This is a genomic window from Streptomyces sp. NPDC058145, assembly GCF_042884245.1.
Taxonomy (GTDB): domain Bacteria; phylum Actinomycetota; class Actinomycetes; order Streptomycetales; family Streptomycetaceae; genus Streptomyces.
The window spans coordinates 147,913-163,353 of the sequence record NZ_JBHVUH010000015.1 but is presented as its reverse complement, the minus strand read 5'-3'; the positions used below and the strand labels follow the sequence as shown (position 1 = coordinate 163,353).

Sequence of the window (15,441 nt, the reverse complement as noted above, 5' to 3'; positions counted from 1 at the left end):
GCAGGTCAGTAGGCTGGGCACCATGCCGGATCAGATAGCCGACCTCGCCGATCTGCGCGGCGACTGCGCCCAGTGCTTCGGGCTGTGCTGTGTCGCCCTGCCCTTCGCCGCCTCCGCGGACTTCGCGCTCGACAAGCCCGCGGGCAAGCCATGCCCGAACCTCCGGGCCGACCACCGCTGCGGCATCCACGCCGGCCTGCGCGAGAAGGGCTTCACCGGCTGCACGGTCTACGACTGCTTCGGCGCGGGACAGAAGGTCTCGCGGCTCACCTTCGGCGGGCAGGACTGGCGTACCGGTTCCAAGGAGCAGGCCCGCCGGATGTTCGAGGTATTCCCTGTCGTCCGCCAACTGCACGAACTGCTCTGGTACTTGACGGAAGCGCTGCGTCTGGAGGCCGCCCGGCCCGTCCACGCCGGTCTGCGCCGGGCGCTGGAGCGGACCGAACTGCTGACCCGGGGGACCGCCGAGGAACTGGCCGGGCTGGACGTGGCCGCCCACCGGCAGGAGGTCAACGTCCTGCTGCTGCGCGCCAGCGAGCTGGCGCGGGCGGACGCCACCGGCGGGAAGGACGGCAAGGGCGGCAAGGGCGGAAAGCGCAGGGCCAAGGACCGCCGGGGCGCCGACCTCATCGGGGCCCGGCTGCGCGGCGCCGACCTGCGCGGGGCCAGCCTGCGCGGCGCCTACCTCATCGCGGCCGACCTCACCGGCGCCGATCTGCGCGAGGCCGACATGATCGGCGCCGACCTCCGGGACGCCGACCTGACCGACGCCGACCTCACCGGCGCCTTCTTCCTCACCCAGCCCCAGGTCAACGCCGCCCGCGGCAGCACCGGCACGAAACTCCCCGAGTCAGTCTCCCGCCCCGCCCACTGGGCAGCGCGCGGCTGAGCCGGGGGCGTCGGCGGGCACGGTGACCGGAGTCGGTGCCGGTGCGGGGCGTCGTTCCAGGTGCAGGCGCAGTCCCTCCGGCATCACCGTCAGGCGTTCGGTGACCCGGAGGCGGTAGGCGGGGTCGGCCCTCAGGTCGTAGCGGCGCAGCAGCAGGCCGAGGACGAGGGTCGCCTCGTGCAGTGCGAACTGGCGGCCGATGCAGGCCCGCGCGCCGGTGCCGAACGGCTTGAAGGTGTGCGGGGCCCGGCCCCGTACGGCGCCCGCCTCGAAGCGGTCCGGGTCGAACCGCTCGGCGTCCTCGCCCCACACCTCGGGGTCGCGGTGCAGCAGCGGCAGCAGGACCAGCGCCCACGCCCCGCGCCGCATCGGATGCTCCCCGGCCAGCACCGTGTCCTGCCGGGCCTCCCGGGCGTAGGCGGGCGCGGTCGGCCACAGCCGCAGCGACTCGTCCAGCACCCGGCGGACGTAGCGCAGCTTGGCGACCTGCTCGTAGCCCGGCTCCGGGGTGTCGCCCCAGACGCGGTCCACCTCGGCGCGGGCCCGGGCGGCGACCTCCGGGTGCCGGGCGAGGTAGTACAGGGCGAAGGACAGTGCGCCCGAGGTGGTCTCGTGACCGGCCACCAGGAACGTGATCACCTGCTTGCGCACGTTCTCCGCGGACAGCCGCTCCCCGGTCTGCGGGTGCGCGGTGTCCAGCATGCGGTCCAGCAGGTCCCCGTCCCCGCCGCCCGAGCGGCGCCGGGCCGCCACCACCTCGTCGACCGTGCGGTCCAGATGGGCGATGTCGGCGGCGTTGCGCCGGGCGGCGCCGCGCAGCAGCAGCGGCACCAGCGGCACGGGCACGCTGTTCAGGCGCTGCGCGTAGCTGAGCGTGCCGACCATCGCGGTGACGAACGGGTGCGGCCGGTCCCGTTCGAAGGAGCCGAAGTCGTGCCCGAACCCGGTGCGCGCGATCGTCTCCAGGGTCAGCTTGGTCATGTCGCCGGGCACGTCCACCGTGCGGCCGGCTGCCAGTTCCCGGTCCCAGTGGCCGGTCAGCCGCGCGGCCACCGCCAGCATCATCGAGTGGTAGCCCGCCATGGCCTCCCGGCTGAAGCCGGGCGCCAGCACGTCGTGAGCCAACTGCCAGTTCGGCTCGTGGTTGTACGCCGTGAACAGCCCGTCCCCGGCGACCGGGCGGAGATTGGCCACTCCGAGGCCCACGTGCTTGGCGAACCGGGACTCGTCGGCGAGGTCGGCGACGAGCCGCGACCCCCACAGGAACACGAACTCGTTGCCGAACACCTTTCGGCGGAAGACCGGACCCAGCTCACGGCCGAAGCGCATCGAGTCCTGCAGCGGCCGGCGCCGGTCGACGCCGAGCACATCGCCGAGCAGCGGCAGCCGGCGCGGCGGATGCGGGATGCGGTGCAGCTCGGGCCAGCCCTGTTCCGCCCCCCGGAACCCCTTGGGCAGCCCGGTCTCCGTCGTCTCCGCCATGACGCGATCTCCCTTGACCCAGCGGATGATTGAACCTGTGACGCGCGCGTGTTGTACGTGGGTTCAATAACGCGTCCAAGTGTGGTCCGCTTGTTGAACCGGCGTCAAGTAAAGTGACGGCATGCCCGCGAACCAGGGGGAACGCGCCCGGCGCAGACTCAGCACCGAGGAGCGCCGTGAGCAGTTGCTGTCGGTCGGCGCGAGGCTGTTCTCGGAGAGCCCGTACGACGAGGTGTGGATCGAGCAGGTCGCCGAGATCGCGGGAGTCTCCCGCGGGCTGCTGTACCACTACTTCCCGACCAAGCGGGACTTCTTCGCCGCGGTCGTGGAGCGCGAGAGCGAGCGGATGCTGCGCATGACGGCGGCCGTGCCCGGGGTGCCGGTGCGCGACCAGCTCCTCGCCAGCCTCGACGCCTATCTCGCCTACGTCCAGGCGCACGCGCACGGCTTCCGTGCCTTCCACCGCGCCGACGCGGCCGGTGACCAGGCCGTGCGCCGCGTCTACCAGCGGGCCCTCGCCGCCCAGGAGCAGCAGATCCTGGCCGCCCTGGCGGTGGACCCGGAGTTCGGGCCGGCCTTCGAGGGCACCCCCGGGGTGCGGCTCGCCGTGCGCGGCTGGCTCGCCTTCACCACCGCCGTCTGCCTGGAGTGGCTGCGGGACGGCGAACCGGCCCGGGAGCAGGTCCGCGACCTGTGCGCCCGGGCGCTCCTGGGAGTCATCGCCTGACCTGCCCGCTACCGGGAGGCGTGGTTGGCGTGCGCCCGGATCTTCGATAGGTTAGGCAAGGCTTACCTAAGGAGGTATGGGGATGGGTGACACCCAGGACTGGGCGGCCGGACCCGGTGCGGCTCAGCGGGCGCGGTCGGTGGCGGCGGCCGCGTGGTCGTGTGCCGTGACGGCGGACGGTGCCCGCGAGGAGTACGTCGGCGCGCACCGCGTGACCGGTGACGGCGGAGTACTGCTGGACGTGCCCGAGGACAGCGCCCTGGTCGCGGCCGCGCTGTGCGCGCCGCGCGGAGAGCCCACCGCCGTACTCGAGTTCGCCGACGTGGCTCCCGTACCGGTGCGCCGGCGGATCCGGTCCCGGCTGTGGCTGGCCGGCTGGTTCACCCCGGTCGGCGGCTCGCTGCTCCTGCGGCCCACCCGCGTGGTGCTGTGGCAGCCGTCCGGTACCGTGCCCGTCGACCTCGACGAGTTCGCCGCCGCCCGCCCCGACCCGCTCGCCGGCGCCGAGGCCCGGCTGCTGACCCACCTCGCCGACGCCCACCCGGACGCCGTCGAACGGCTCACCCGGCTCGTGCGCCCCGAGAGCCTGCACGCCGCGACCCGCGTGGTGCCACTCGCCGTCGACCGGCACGGCCTCACCCTGCGCGTCGAACGCGCCCGCACCCAGGGCGACGTACGGCTGCCGTTCCACACCCCCGCCGACGACGTCGCCCAACTCGCCGAGCGGATGCGCGCACTGCTGGCCCGGGCGAGCGCCGCCGCCTGCCCCCGCGCCCTACAGTGGCAGCGCGCAGACGGCGACCGGTGACGCGAACGGCTCACCCGCCAGGCGCAGCCCGCCGCTTTCCGCGTCCACGTGGAACACGCTGACCGTGCCGGAGCGCTGGTTCGCGGCGAACAGCAGCCGGCCGTCCGGCGAGAACGCGATCTGCCGCGGGAAGTCCCCGGCCACCGGCACCGTACCGAGCAGCCGCAGCCGGGCCCCGGCGTCCTCGACGGCGTACCGCGCGACGCTGTTGTGGCCGCGGTTGGCGAGGAACGCGTAGGAGCCGTTCGCGGTCACCAGGAACTGCGCCGGGTAGTTGGTGCCCCCGGACGAGCCCGTGGGCAGCGGATCGCCGATCGTCAGGCGGCCGGTGGCCGGGTCGTAGGCGCAGACGGCGACGGTGTCGTCCACCTCGTTCGCCAGGTAGGCGTGGCGGCCGCCTGGGTGGAAGGTCAGATGGCGCGGGCCCGCGCCCGGCCGGGTGTGCGCCCGGGCCACTTCGGTGAGCGTGCCCCGGTCCTCGTCGAGGCGGTAGCTGTAGACGGTGTCGGTACCGAGGTCGACGGAGAGGACATGGCCGCCGTCCGGAGCGGTGGTGAACTGGTGCGCGTGCGGGCCCTGCTGGCCGGGGCCGGGCGCCGGGGTGGTGTGGGCGACCAGATCGGTGCGTTCGCCGAGCGCGCCCGAGGCGTCGATGGGGTGCACGGCGACGCTGCCCGACTGGTAGTTGGCGCTCAGAAGCCAGCGCCCGCCGGGGTGCACCGAGAGATGGCACGGTGCCGCCCCGCCCGTGCTCCGGGCGCCCAGGACCTTCCGGTCGGCCAGTCGGACGGCGGTGACCGCGCCGTCCTGGCGCTCGTCGACCGCGTACAGCGTGCGGCCGTCGGGATGGACCGCGAGATACGACGGGTCGGGGACGCCGGTGAGCGTCCCGGTGCCGGTGATCCGGCCGGTCGCCGGGTCGTACTCGGTCAGCCGGACGCCGGCGCCGCCGCCCTCCGCGGAGGTGTAGGTGCCCACGTACAGCGGACGGGGACGGTCCGCCCCGTGGGGCGGCCGGACCGCCGTGCGCTCACCGGCCCGCGGCGGCGGATCGGCCGGCGGCGCGGGGCCGGGCGGCTCGGCCGCCGTGACGGGCACCGCCACCACGGCGGCGGCACCCGCCACGGCCCCGACGAACCGGCGTCTGCTCCAGCCCGTCCCGGGCTCCCGGCCCCGGCCGGGCGCGGGGGAGCCGCCGCGCGCCGTACGTTCCTCCTCGTCCATGCCGCACCTCAGGTCGTCGGTCGTCCCGCTGGTGCAGTCACCTTGGCGTGGATCGACCGGCGAAGGCAAGAACGGCAACGGCCGTTGCACACCGCGCAACCGGATCCGGGTCTACCACTCCCCGTTCTCGACCGGCTTGCCCGGCGCGTCCTTCAGCGGGGTCACCTGCCCGGGGGACGGCTGCTGCCAGGGGTCCAGGTCGTCACCGAGCCAGTCGCCGACCGGCTTGACGTCCGTCAGGGTGCCGGTGGGGTCCAGGTCCTCGGCGTCCTCGTCGTAGTAGTCGTACCAGGGCAGTCCCGCCCGCGTGTACGCCGCCCGGTCCACCGGCGACGGCGGGGGCGCCTCGCCGGTGATGCGGCGCCATTCCGGAGGCGTGACCAGGTGGACGAAGACCCGCCCGGCGGGTGTCTCGGACCAGTCCTTGAGCGGCCGGTCGTCCCGGTAGACCTCCTGGCGCATCGAGCCGCCGACGCCCAGTCCCATCGCCGCCGCGCGCCGCGGGGGAGCGGCGCCGGCCGGGGCGGAGGGCGGTGGCAGGGGCCCGCCGGGAGCGGCCGCCGCCATGGGCACGGGCCCGCCGCCGGGCGGGGGCGCGCCGTAGCCCGCGAACGGCCCGGCCGCCCGCAACCGCCGCTGCCGCTCCCGCTCCTCGCGCCGCCACTCGGCCAGCGCGTGCTCCTTCAGCCCGAACGCCTGGAGCTGTACGCCGCCCCACACCTCCTCGCCGGTGACCTGGCCCTCCACCGTCGCCCCGAGACCGAGCGGCACGGCGACGAACTGCCGGACCGTGCCCTTGCCGGAGTTGATGCCGTCCAGCCAGGGCTGACGTGGCAGCACCACATAGTTCTGCGGCTTGCGGACCAGGTGATCGCGCCACGGCTTCCCGGACACGGCGCACACCTTGCCCACGCCCACCTGGAGAGCGGCCGGCTCCGTCGTACCGGTGAAACTCAGCCACATCGCCTCCCGCAGGTACACCGGAAGCATCACGCCACCACGCCGGCGCCACTCCTGCGGAACCCGGTCACCGAAGTCGGAGACCCGGCGCACCGGGAACTCGCCGAGCCCCGGCGGCAGCGGATGCGTGCCCTTCTCGGGCAGCCGCAGCGTGCGGATGAACCGCACCGCCACGCCGCCCGGCAGCCTCAGTGTGTTCCCGTCGATCCGCACCTCGGTGTCGGCCACCGGCCCGCCCCCTCGCCTCGTGGTGCCGGCCCCGCCGCGGCACCTCTCACGGAGAACGCTCGCCGAACCCCGTACGGTTCCGCCACAGGTCCTCCTGCACACCGAGGCGCTCACGCAGCCGGGTCATCCGCGGCAGCCTCGCCCGCTGCTCCCGGGACACCCGGTCCAGCTCCTCCAGCAGGCGGCGGGTGCGGTGCTCGGTGTCGAGCTCGGCGATGATCCGGTTCACCTCGGTCAGCACGGCGCCCATGAGCTGCCAGTTCTCCCAGTCCTTGCCGACCTCCTCCTGGAGCAGTTCGGCGAGCCGGTCGCGGGTGCCGGCCGCCGTGTGCAGCTCGGCGGTGAGGCGCGCCTCCGCCGACTCGGCGCTCTCACTCAGATCGGTGGTCACCAGTACCGCGAAGCTGACGATCGCGTCGGCGATCTCGGAGAGCAGTTGCTCCACGGCGGCGCCGATCTCCTTCGGGAACAGGTCCTCGGAGCCGCGGGCCTTGGCCAGGTCCGTGAAGGAACGGGCCAGCACCCGCAGCACCACCGTGCAGATCTCCAGCGTGTCCAGGCCGGTGCGCAGCACCACCCGGTGCAGCAGGCCCTCCTTCACGCGCGGGTTGAGCCGCAGGCTGTCCTCGGCCTGCCGCAGCGAGGCGTCCACCTGGGCGATGTGCTGGTCGAGGCGGCGGGCCTCGTGCAGCCGTTCGGCGGCCAGTTCCCAGGAGACGCGGCCCGCGGCCTCCTCACCCATCCGCAGCATCAGCTGCCGCACCCGGCGGGCCAGGTCCTCGATCGACTGGCCCGCCTTGTCCACCCACACCGGGGGCGGCAGCAGCAGGTTGCAGGCCATGCCCACGAACGCGCCGATCAGCGTCTCCACGATCCGGGCCCAGGCGGTGAAGCCGACGGTGGTGACCCCGAGCACCAGCATGGCGCTGATCGCCACCTCGGCCACGTACTCGTCCACCCGCACCAGGTGTCCCACGCCCAGCGAGGCCACGATCAGCAGCGCCAGGCTCCACCAGGTCAGGCCCACCAGCAGACTGAACGCGATGGCGACCAGCACCCCGGCGACCACCGAGTTCACCCGGCGGATGCCGTTGGTGAGGGTGGCGTAGAAGGTGACCTGGACGACCAGCAGGGCGGTCAGGGGTGAGGTCAGCGGGGCCGGTTCGGGACTCAGGCGCAGCGCGATGACGTAGGCGATCGTCGCCGCGGCGGCGGACCGCAGCGTCTGGACGATCACCGGCTCCCGGTAGCGCATCATCAGACGCTTCAGTGCCGCGGTCCACTCTCGTACGTCGTGCATCCCTTGGCCTGTTCCCACTCCCCGGCCGGGCCGAACGTCCCCGATCGGGGAGGCGTCCATCCGTGACGCCGGCCGCCCGCTCGGGGGTGTCAGGCGCGGATCTTGTCGAGGAAGGCGTACAGACTGCCCCTCGCACGGGCGATCTGCTCCTCCAGGGTCAGGCTCTCCTCGAACCGGCCCCCCGACTCCGGCACCTTCTTCCCACGGACGTACAGCGAGCAGGCCAGGTCCGTGCACATGTACACCCCGACCGAATTACCCTCACGGCCCGCCGGACCCGCCTTCCGGGCCGTCATCAGGGACACCCCGCCGCCGGGATGCGTCGTCAGGCACACCGAGCACAGGCTGCGGTGCAGGAGCCCGCGCCGCGCGGCCGGATAGCGCAGCGTGACCCCGACGAGCCCGTCCTCCCGGTCGGCGACCAGATAGCTCCGGTCGGGCGCCCCCGGATCCCGCCACCCGAGAAAGTCCAGGTCGTCCCAGGGCCGTTCGCCCAGGTCCCGCGGCACCGCCAGCCGCTTGGCCTCGCCCTTGGAGCAGTTGACGAAGGAGTTGCGAATGTCCTGCTCGGTGAGCGGTCGCATGAGAGGGGTCCTTCCGGATTCCGTGTTCCGTACCGTGAACCTAGAGCCTCTAGGTTCACGGCTAGCCTAGATAGCCAGGGGGAGGGCGGGCCACCGGATTTCCGTACGCTGTACCGCGAGGGGTGGGCGGGCGAGGGCCCGTCGTGGCCGCCATGGTTAGCTCAGTACATGAAATAAGGGTTGTCGGAAAGTCGCGTTCCGGCTGGCGCGAGGGGTATGTTGCGGGTCGGGACAGGGTTCGGAGGGAGCCACATGGCGGGGCGGAACGGGCGGACGGTACGGGACCTCAGGCGGGGGAACCGCACGGCCGTGCTGCAACGGCTGTACTTCGACGGCCCGCTGAGCCGCTTCGAGCTGGGCCCGGCGACGGGGCTGAGTTCCGGCTCCGTCAGCAACGTGGTCGCGGACCTGGTCGCCGACCGTCTGGTGGAGGAGGCCGGCAGCGTCGACTCCGACGGCGGCCGCCCCCGTACGCTGCTGCGGGTCGCCCCGCACAGCGGCCAGATGATCGGCGTCGACGTCGGCGAGACCCGGGTCCGGGTCGAACTGTTCGACCTGGCGCTCACCGAACTCGCCCGCACCGAACGCCCGCTGACCCAGGACGGCTACGACGTCGACGGGATCGTCGGACACATCCGCGACGGCATCGCCGAGGTGCTCGCGGCCCGGGAGGCCGTGCCCGAGCGGCTGCTCGGCGTCGGCGTCGGTGTCCCCGGCATCGTCGAGTACACCGCCGACCGGGGCGCCGTCGTGCACGGGCAGACCATCGGCTGGGACGCGGTGCCGCTGGAGGAGCTGCTCCGCTCGTCCTCCCAGCTCCCGGAGGCCGTGCGCTACTTCATAGACAACGGGGCCAAGACCCTGGGGCAGGCCGAGATGTGGTTCGGCGCCGGGCGCGGCGCCCGCAACGCGGTGGTCGTGCTCTTCGGCTCCGGCGTCGGCGCCTGCCTGGTCACCCCGGAGGTGGAGCACGGGCGGGCCGTCGAATGGGGCCATCTGACGGTACGGGTGCGTGGTCGCCGCTGCCGGTGCGGGGCGCCGGGCTGCCTGGAGGCGTACGCGGGCGCCGAGTCGCTGCTCGCCCGCTGGCGGGAGGAGGGCGGACGGCCGCCCGAGGACGTCGACGAGGAGACCGCGCTCACCGCGATGCTCGCCGCCGCCTATCCGCTGGACGGCGCCGCCCCCGATCCGGTCGCGCTCGCGGTCCTGGAGGAGACCGCCGAGTACCTGGGCGCCGGGCTGTCCGACCTGATCAACCTCTTCCAGCCCGAGCGGATCCTCATCGGCGGCTGGGCCGGACTCCAGCTCGGCACCCGGTTCCTGCCCGCCGTGCGCCGCCATGCGGCGACGTACGCCCTGCGTCACCCGGCCGACAAGGTCACCATCGAACTCGGCCGGCTCGGCCCCGACGCGGTCACCGTGGGCGCCGCGATCCTGCCGCTCGCCGACTTCTTCGCCCGCGGCGGCCGCCGCGCCGAACCGGTCCCGGAGGACCGCCACCCGGCCTGGCGGGCCGCCCTGGAGGAGCGGGCACCGCGCTAGGGCCTGTCCGCGAAGTCGCGGCGCAGGCGTGACCTTGCGGACACGACCCAGTGCTGTGGCCGGAAAGGTGTGCCGGGAACCTCGCGGCGTCCGGTGAACCTTTCCGGCCACAGCGCCAGGCTCCCGGGCCGTTGCCCGGCTGTCAGGCGGAGGGCTCGTCCGGTTGGGGCTGCTCGTCCGTCCCTATCCCTTCGTCCGTCCGGGTCACTGTCCCCTCGTCCGGCTCCGTCCTCTCCTCGCCGGGCGGTCGTTCCGGGGCGGCGTCCAACGAGTCCGCTCCGGGGCCTGCCTGCTGGTCGGGCGGGTCCCGGGGAACGGGATGCTCCTCGCGCCCGGGCTCCGGCTCGGGTTCCGACTGTACGGTCATGGGTTTCCTCCCCTTCCGTCGGCCGCGGTTCAGCCGACCTTGCGTCCGCGCATTGGCTCGGTCTCCATGCCGCCGCCCTGCTGCAACCCGTCCAGGAACTCCCGCAGGACCTCCTCGGCCGTGTGGCGCGGGCGCCAGCCCAGCTCGGTGCGGGCCCGGGAGCAGTCCATCAGCGGCAGCCGCAGGACCGCGTCGAACAGGTGCGGGGAGGCCGGGACCAGCCGCAGCCCCCAGGCCGCGGCGAGCGCCGACCGGGCGGCGGCACGGGGCAGCCGGACCGGGCGGCTGCCGAGCATCTCGCCCAGCATCGAGGCGTCCACCGGTGGGTCGGCGGCGAGGTTGAAGGCGCCCCGGGCGGCCTCCGAGTGCACCGCGAGCCGATAGGCCTCGGCGGCGTCGTCGGTGTGCAGCACCTGCATCCGCAGCCCCGGCACGTCCGGCAGGAACGGCAGCATCTCGGGCCGGGCCAGCGGGCCCGGCAGGAAACGTCCGCCGAAGATCCGTCGCTGCTCGCTCGCCGACTCCCGCTTGAACAGGAACCCCGGCCGCATACGGACCACCCGCACCTCGGGGTGGTCGCGCTCGAAGATGTCCAGGGTGCGTTCCAGGTACGCCTTCTCCCGGCAGTACGCGGCGTCCGGCCAGCCGTGCGTCGGCCATGACTCGTCCACCGCGTGGTCCTTCGGGCCCGGCGAGTACGTGCCCACGGAGGAGGCGTGCACCAGCACCGGCACCCGGGCCGCGGCGACCGCCTCGAACACCCGGTTGCTGCCCAGCACATTGGTCCGCCAGGTGGTCGCCGGATCGTGCGTCGGCTGGAACGCCCAGGCCAGGTGGATCACGGCGTCGGCGCCCTCGAACCGCTCGGCCAGGTTGGCCGTCTCGGAGGCGAGATCGACCGCCGACCACTCCGTCTTCGGCGGGGACCACACCGGTGTCCGGCGCGCGATCCCCCGAACCGACTTGATCCCCGGATCGTCCGACAGGACGCGCACCACACTGGTACCGACGTTGCCGGTGGCGCCCGTCACCACGACCCTGCTGCCCGTTGCGCTGGTCACCTTCGGCTCCTTCCGCGGAGACTTCGGCGGACCGGCCGGGTACCCGGCGGCCCGGCGCGCACACGGCGGCGGCACGAGAAAGCCCCGGCCGTGACGGGGGAGACACGGCCGGGGCGGCTTGTGGTGGGCGCGGATGGCGGTCGCCTCTCGGCGAAAGGCTCCACAGGGCTTCAGCCGAACGATCGTCCCTGTGGGCAAAAGGTGAGGCCCGGGGACACTGTCCCATCCGCACCCACGGCTGGTTCAACGGGCAACCACCCCATGGTGTTCCGGCGGCCCACCATGACCTGCGTCACTCCTCCGGGGCTCAGGCCAGTGGGCCGTCGGCCAGCCGCGCGAGCAGGTCCGCGGGATCCTCGTACACCGCCTCGGCCCCCGCCTCCTCCAGGTCGGCCCGCGGGATCCCGCCGCACAGCAGGCCCACGCGGCGCACGCCGGCCGTGGCACCGGCCCGCATGTCCCACACGGTGTCCCCGACGAACACCGCCCGGGACGCGGGCACCCCGGCCAGCTCCAGCGCCCGCTCCACCGGCTCCGGAGCCGGCTTGCCCCGTGCCACGTCCTCGGCGCTCGCGGTGCCCGCGATGACCTCGTCCGCGTCGATCGCCCGGCGCAGCGCGCCCAGCTCGGCGCCGCTCGCGGAGGTGGCCAGCACCACCCGCCAGCCGTCCCCGTGCAGCCGTCGCAGCAGCTCACCGGCCTTCGGCAGGGCCGGCAGCCGGTCGAAGTACTGGCCGTACAGGACCTTGTGCGCCGCGCTCAGCTCGGCGTCCTGGTCCTTGTCCCGGCCGTCGCCGAGCAGATGTGCGATCAGATCGGTGGAGCCGAGGCCCACGGCCCGGTGCACGGCATGCATGGGCACGTCGTGCCCCGCCTGGCGGAAGGCCTCCCACCAGGTCACGACATGCAGATGATTGGTGTCGACGAGGGTCCCGTCGACGTCGAACACGGCGGCGCGGTCCATCCAGGGGGTTCCTTTCTCTCGGCCCTCTCCGGGTACCACGTCAGGAACCCGCCACGCGCGCCGGTACGCGGCCCTCACGCGTCCAGGCCAGCAGCTCCCCGGCAGGCCAGGTGTTCACCACCCGCCCGGCCGGCACCCCGCACTCCTCGGCACGGGCGCAGCCGAGGATCTGCCAGTCCAGCTGGCCTGGCGCGTGCGCGTCGGTGTCGATCGCGAACAGCGTCCCGGCGGCCACCGCACGGCGCAGCAGCCGCCGGGGCGGGTCCAGCCGCTCGGGCCGGCTGTTGATCTCCACGGCCGTGCCGGACTCGGCGCAGGCCGCGAACACCGCGTCCGCGTCGAACTCCGACTCGGGCCGGCCGCGCCCGGTGACCAGCCGTCCGGTGCAGTGACCGAGCACGTCCGCGTGCGGATCGCGGACCGCGGCCACCATCCGGCGGGTCATCGAGCGGGCGTCCATCCGCAGCTTGGAGTGCACCGACACCACCACGACGTCCAGCCGCTCCAGCAGTTCGGGCTCCTGGTCCAGCGAGCCGTCCTCGAGGATGTCGCACTCGATACCGGTGAGCAGCCGGAACGGCGCCCACCGCGCGTTGAGCTCCGCCACCACCGCGAGCTGCTCGCGCAGCCGCTCGGGCGACAGCCCCCGGGCCACGGTCAGCCGGGGGGAGTGGTCGGTCAGCACCGTCCACTCATGGCCCAGCCGGGCCGCCGTCAGCCCCATCTCCTCGATCGGGCTGCCGCCGTCCGACCAGTCCGAGTGCGTGTGGCAGTCCCCGCGCAGCAGCGCCCGCAGCTCCGCCCCGGGGCGGCCCGCGTCCGGCGCGCCGGCCTCCTCCTCCAGTTTGCGCAGATAGCCGGGCTCCTCCCCGGCCAACGCCTCGCGGGCCACCTGCGCGGTCTTCGGGCCGACCCCCTTCAGGGCCTCCAGCGTCCCGGCCGCCGCCCGCTCGGCGACCTCCTCGTCCGGCAGCGCGGACAGCACGCGGGCGGCGGTCCGGAAGGCCTTGACCCGGTACGTGGGAGCCAGCGACCGCTCCAGCAGGAAGGCGATCCGGTCCAGCGCCGCGACGGGATCCATGCGTGCACCTCCAGCTCGGTGAAGCCTCTACAGGGTTCCCCGGACGGGCCCGCCCCGCACGTCGCCGGGTGCGGCGGGCCCGCTCCGGCCCCGGCGGTTTGCCGGCGCGGCCCCCGGGTACTGCGATGTCCCGTCGACGTGCCCGCCCGCGAGGAGGCCCGCCATGCCCGTTTCCGCCGAGACCCCCAGGGTGGCCGTGATCACCGGCTCGGACTCCGGCATCGGCCGCGCCACCGCCGTACGCCTGGCCGAGGCGGGGCTGGACATCGGCATCACCTGGCACAGCGACGAGAAGGGCGCCGAGGAGACGGCGCGGGAGGTGCGGGAGAAGGGTCGCAGGGCGGCCGTCGCCCGGCTCGACCTCACCGAACTCCCCGGCGCCGCTGACACCGTGGACGAGCTGTGTGCCGAGCTCGGACGCGTCGACGTCCTGGTCAACAACGCGGGTACGGGCACCATGACGCCCTTCCTCGACCTCGGCCTCGAGGACGTGCGCCGGGTGCTCGACGTGGACCTCGTCGGGCCGTTCCTGTGCGGGCAGAAGGCGGCCCGGCACATGATCGCGCAGGGCGGCGGCGGCCGGATCGTCAACGTCACCTCCGTCCACGAGCACCAGCCCCGGGTGGGCGCGGCGCCGTACTGCGCGGCCAAGGGCGGGCTCGGGCTGCTCACCCAGGTGATGGCCCTGGAGCTGGCCGAGCACGGCATCACGGTGAACGCGGTGGCGCCCGGTGAGATCGCCACCCCGATGACCGGCCAGGAGGACACCGACGTGCACACCGAGCACCGCCCCGGCATACCCCTCGGACGGCCCGGCGACGCCCGCGAGGTCGCCGCCGTGATCGCGTTCCTCGCGAGCCCGGACGCCTCCTACGTCACCGGCGCCTCCTGGAGCGTCGACGGCGGCATGCTGCGCATGGGCCCGCAGGCCGGTTCGCATCTGACCGGCGACGACTGGCGACGGCCCTGACGGCGCGGTGGGACTGCGCACCAGCTCCTGCGACCGGCCGGGCTTCACCTGGGTCCGCTCCGGCCGCGGCTTCCGCTACCGGGACGAGACCGGTGCGCCCCTGACCAACCCCGCCCAGCGCGACCGTGTCCGGCCCCCCCCACCGTTCCGCCGGCCTGGCGAGATGCGTGGATCTGCCCCTGGCCGAGCCGCCGCCTCCGGGCCGTCGGCACCGAGCGGGCCGGCCGGGGGATCACGGGACTTCGGGCGCCCCGCCACCCAGGGAGCCGTCGAGGCGGTAGTCCTCGGTCTCCTGGACGGCGCACACGGATGAGCCGTCGGCCCGCGAGGCGTTCTACGCTCTATTGCATGACCGAACAAGGAGTTCCGCACATCTCCCGCCCCCGGATCCTGGTACTCGGTGTGTGCCCGGGCAGGCACGGCGAGCCGCCCTTCCGGATCATGGAGATCGACGGTCAGGTCATCGGTGAGGCCAGGACCATCACCGACGTACTGGAGGCCGCCGCGTCCCATGGTCTGCCGATCCACGATCTGGACGACCCGGACTCCATCCGGTGGGTGGGCGGCGGCAAGTACACCTGGACCCTGCGCCACTGAGGGCGACCGCCCGTCGGGGGTCGGCCGCCGGTGCCACGCCGGTGCCTGATCCGGACCAGTGCCGCGCCGGTGGCGGGGGCGCGGTGGCGGTGCCGGCGACGGACGGCACCTGGGTGCCGGGCCGCGGCCGGGGGCCGGGGTGCCTCTCGGCCCACCGGTGGGCCGGCCGCCGGGGCTGGGCGACGGGCCGCGCGTCGGCCTCGTGCGGGCCGGGCAGCGGACCGGCGACGAGCGCGGTCGCGCCGGGTACGTCGACCGCCGCACGCGACCCCGCCCAGCCGGGTACGCGCAGCGCGGAACGCGTCTGTGTCCCCCGGGGCGCGGAGTTCCGGCCCCGGACGCGGCGCGCGGGACGACACCAGAGCGGCTCACGGCTCTCCTATTGACGCCGCCGCCCCACGGCACCCGGACCTCCTCCACCCCCTCGGTCACAGGAGAGGCACGGGCACGGTGCACAACAACCACATGGCTCGCGGCTCCACTTGGCGCCGGAGCAGCGCCGACGCCTACGCTTCCGCACCATGACCCCAACCCGGGCTCCGCGGCCCACGAGCGGCTCCTCGACCGGTGGCTGCCCGCTGGAACTGCTGCGCGGCCTCGTCCGCTGCGGGCCCGGCTACCACCTCAGCGGGGCCGTCGCGGAGATGTAGCCCTCCG

Annotated in this window: 16 protein-coding genes and 1 pseudogene; 8 read left to right on the top strand and 9 right to left on the bottom strand. The window is 74.1% G+C overall.

What is annotated here, in order from left to right; all coding sequences use genetic code 11:
* Positions 1 to 22 precede the first annotated feature (22 nt).
* Positions 23 to 889: a pentapeptide repeat-containing protein gene (locus ACFVVO_RS30780; protein WP_390059271.1), complete on the top strand. Its 867-nt coding sequence runs from the start codon at positions 23 to 25 to the stop codon at positions 887 to 889.
* Here the strand turns inward: ACFVVO_RS30780 and ACFVVO_RS30775 are convergent.
* Positions 851 to 2,371 carry a cytochrome P450 gene (locus ACFVVO_RS30775; protein WP_390059269.1) on the bottom strand — a complete coding sequence of 507 codons (1,521 nt, stop codon included), beginning with the start codon at positions 2,369 to 2,371 and terminating at the stop codon, positions 851 to 853. The two genes, ACFVVO_RS30780 and ACFVVO_RS30775, sit on opposite strands and share 39 nt — an antisense overlap.
* A 121-nt stretch (positions 2,372 to 2,492) precedes the next feature.
* Between ACFVVO_RS30775 and ACFVVO_RS30770 the strand changes: the two genes are divergently transcribed.
* Positions 2,493 to 3,098, top strand: coding sequence for a TetR/AcrR family transcriptional regulator (locus tag ACFVVO_RS30770; protein ID WP_390059268.1), 606 nt, complete (start codon positions 2,493 to 2,495; stop codon positions 3,096 to 3,098).
* A gap of 82 nt (positions 3,099 to 3,180) precedes the next feature.
* A complete protein-coding gene (locus tag ACFVVO_RS30765) occupies positions 3,181 to 3,906 on the top strand; it encodes a DUF2470 domain-containing protein (RefSeq protein ID WP_390059267.1) in 726 nt (241 codons plus the stop codon).
* Here ACFVVO_RS30765 and ACFVVO_RS30760 read toward each other — a convergent pair.
* From ACFVVO_RS30760 to ACFVVO_RS30745, 4 genes are all read right to left on the bottom strand, one after another.
* The gene (locus ACFVVO_RS30760) at positions 3,874 to 5,031 is read right to left on the bottom strand and encodes a lactonase family protein (RefSeq protein ID WP_390059362.1); all 1,158 of its coding nucleotides are present in this window, start codon (positions 5,029 to 5,031) and stop codon (positions 3,874 to 3,876) included. The two genes, ACFVVO_RS30765 and ACFVVO_RS30760, sit on opposite strands and share 33 nt — an antisense overlap.
* 210 nt (positions 5,032 to 5,241) lie before the next feature.
* The gene (locus ACFVVO_RS30755; RefSeq protein ID WP_390059266.1) at positions 5,242 to 6,318 is read right to left on the bottom strand and encodes a hypothetical protein; all 1,077 of its coding nucleotides are present in this window, start codon (positions 6,316 to 6,318) and stop codon (positions 5,242 to 5,244) included.
* Positions 6,319 to 6,364: 46 nt separating this feature from the next.
* Positions 6,365 to 7,618 (bottom strand): aromatic acid exporter family protein, encoded by a 1,254-nt coding sequence (locus ACFVVO_RS30750; RefSeq protein ID WP_390059264.1) that lies wholly within the window; start codon positions 7,616 to 7,618, stop codon positions 6,365 to 6,367.
* An 89-nt stretch (positions 7,619 to 7,707) separates the two neighbouring features.
* Positions 7,708 to 8,202, bottom strand: a complete 495-nt coding sequence (locus ACFVVO_RS30745) for an FBP domain-containing protein (RefSeq protein WP_390059263.1) — start codon at positions 8,200 to 8,202, stop codon at positions 7,708 to 7,710.
* A 252-nt stretch (positions 8,203 to 8,454) separates the two neighbouring features.
* On the opposite strand from ACFVVO_RS30745, the gene ACFVVO_RS30740 reads away from it, so the two are divergent.
* Entirely contained in the window at positions 8,455 to 9,744 is a 1,290-nt protein-coding gene (locus tag ACFVVO_RS30740; RefSeq protein ID WP_390059261.1) for an ROK family protein, read from the top strand.
* Between the two features lie 142 nt (positions 9,745 to 9,886).
* On the opposite strand, the gene ACFVVO_RS30735 is transcribed toward ACFVVO_RS30740, so the two are convergent.
* From ACFVVO_RS30735 to ACFVVO_RS30720, 4 genes are all read right to left on the bottom strand, one after another.
* Positions 9,887 to 10,111 carry a hypothetical protein gene (locus ACFVVO_RS30735; RefSeq protein WP_390059259.1) on the bottom strand — a complete coding sequence of 75 codons (225 nt, stop codon included), beginning with the start codon at positions 10,109 to 10,111 and terminating at the stop codon, positions 9,887 to 9,889.
* 29 nt (positions 10,112 to 10,140) lie between these two features.
* Positions 10,141 to 11,172: an SDR family oxidoreductase gene (locus ACFVVO_RS30730; RefSeq protein WP_390059257.1), complete on the bottom strand. Its 1,032-nt coding sequence runs from the start codon at positions 11,170 to 11,172 to the stop codon at positions 10,141 to 10,143.
* 307 nt (positions 11,173 to 11,479) lie between these two features.
* Positions 11,480 to 12,136, bottom strand: a complete 657-nt coding sequence (locus tag ACFVVO_RS30725) for an HAD family hydrolase (RefSeq protein WP_390059255.1) — start codon at positions 12,134 to 12,136, stop codon at positions 11,480 to 11,482.
* Positions 12,137 to 12,176: 40 nt separating this feature from the next.
* Positions 12,177 to 13,217, bottom strand: a complete 1,041-nt coding sequence (locus tag ACFVVO_RS30720; RefSeq protein ID WP_390059254.1) for a PHP domain-containing protein — start codon at positions 13,215 to 13,217, stop codon at positions 12,177 to 12,179.
* Positions 13,218 to 13,380: 163 nt separating this feature from the next.
* Here ACFVVO_RS30720 and ACFVVO_RS30715 point away from each other — a divergent pair, with 163 nt between their 5' ends.
* The 4 genes and pseudogenes from ACFVVO_RS30715 (at position 13,381) to ACFVVO_RS30700 (ending at position 15,434) form a co-directional block, all read left to right on the top strand.
* Positions 13,381 to 14,187, top strand: coding sequence for an SDR family oxidoreductase (locus tag ACFVVO_RS30715; protein WP_390059253.1), 807 nt, complete (start codon positions 13,381 to 13,383; stop codon positions 14,185 to 14,187).
* Between the two features lie 27 nt (positions 14,188 to 14,214).
* Positions 14,215 to 14,370: pseudogene (locus ACFVVO_RS30710) on the top strand (hypothetical protein); the annotation flags it as partial.
* A 165-nt stretch (positions 14,371 to 14,535) separates the two neighbouring features.
* On the top strand, positions 14,536 to 14,784 hold the full coding sequence (locus ACFVVO_RS30705; RefSeq protein WP_390059252.1) for a hypothetical protein: 249 nt from the start codon (positions 14,536 to 14,538) through the stop codon (positions 14,782 to 14,784).
* Positions 14,785 to 15,305: 521 nt separating this feature from the next.
* Entirely contained in the window at positions 15,306 to 15,434 is a 129-nt protein-coding gene (locus ACFVVO_RS30700) for a hypothetical protein (RefSeq protein ID WP_390059251.1), read from the top strand.
* The last annotated feature ends 7 nt before the right edge of the window (positions 15,435 to 15,441 follow it).

Coding starts and splice junctions, on each gene's coding strand:
- ACFVVO_RS30735 (WP_390059259.1), bottom strand. CDS start 10,111: ATGACCGTACAGTCGGAACCCGAGCCGGAGCCCGGGCGCGAGGAGCAT.
- ACFVVO_RS30765 (WP_390059267.1), top strand. CDS start 3,181: ATGGGTGACACCCAGGACTGGGCGGCCGGACCCGGTGCGGCTCAGCGG.
- ACFVVO_RS30775 (WP_390059269.1), bottom strand. CDS start 2,371: ATGGCGGAGACGACGGAGACCGGGCTGCCCAAGGGGTTCCGGGGGGCG.
- ACFVVO_RS30715 (WP_390059253.1), top strand. CDS start 13,381: ATGCCCGTTTCCGCCGAGACCCCCAGGGTGGCCGTGATCACCGGCTCG.
- ACFVVO_RS30705 (WP_390059252.1), top strand. CDS start 14,536: ATGACCGAACAAGGAGTTCCGCACATCTCCCGCCCCCGGATCCTGGTA.
- ACFVVO_RS30720 (WP_390059254.1), bottom strand. CDS start 13,217: ATGGATCCCGTCGCGGCGCTGGACCGGATCGCCTTCCTGCTGGAGCGG.
- ACFVVO_RS30725 (WP_390059255.1), bottom strand. CDS start 12,136: ATGGACCGCGCCGCCGTGTTCGACGTCGACGGGACCCTCGTCGACACC.
- ACFVVO_RS30780 (WP_390059271.1), top strand. CDS start 23: ATGCCGGATCAGATAGCCGACCTCGCCGATCTGCGCGGCGACTGCGCC.
- ACFVVO_RS30750 (WP_390059264.1), bottom strand. CDS start 7,618: ATGCACGACGTACGAGAGTGGACCGCGGCACTGAAGCGTCTGATGATG.
- ACFVVO_RS30745 (WP_390059263.1), bottom strand. CDS start 8,202: ATGCGACCGCTCACCGAGCAGGACATTCGCAACTCCTTCGTCAACTGC.
- ACFVVO_RS30700 (WP_390059251.1), top strand. CDS start 15,306: ATGACCCCAACCCGGGCTCCGCGGCCCACGAGCGGCTCCTCGACCGGT.
- ACFVVO_RS30770 (WP_390059268.1), top strand. CDS start 2,493: ATGCCCGCGAACCAGGGGGAACGCGCCCGGCGCAGACTCAGCACCGAG.
- ACFVVO_RS30740 (WP_390059261.1), top strand. CDS start 8,455: ATGGCGGGGCGGAACGGGCGGACGGTACGGGACCTCAGGCGGGGGAAC.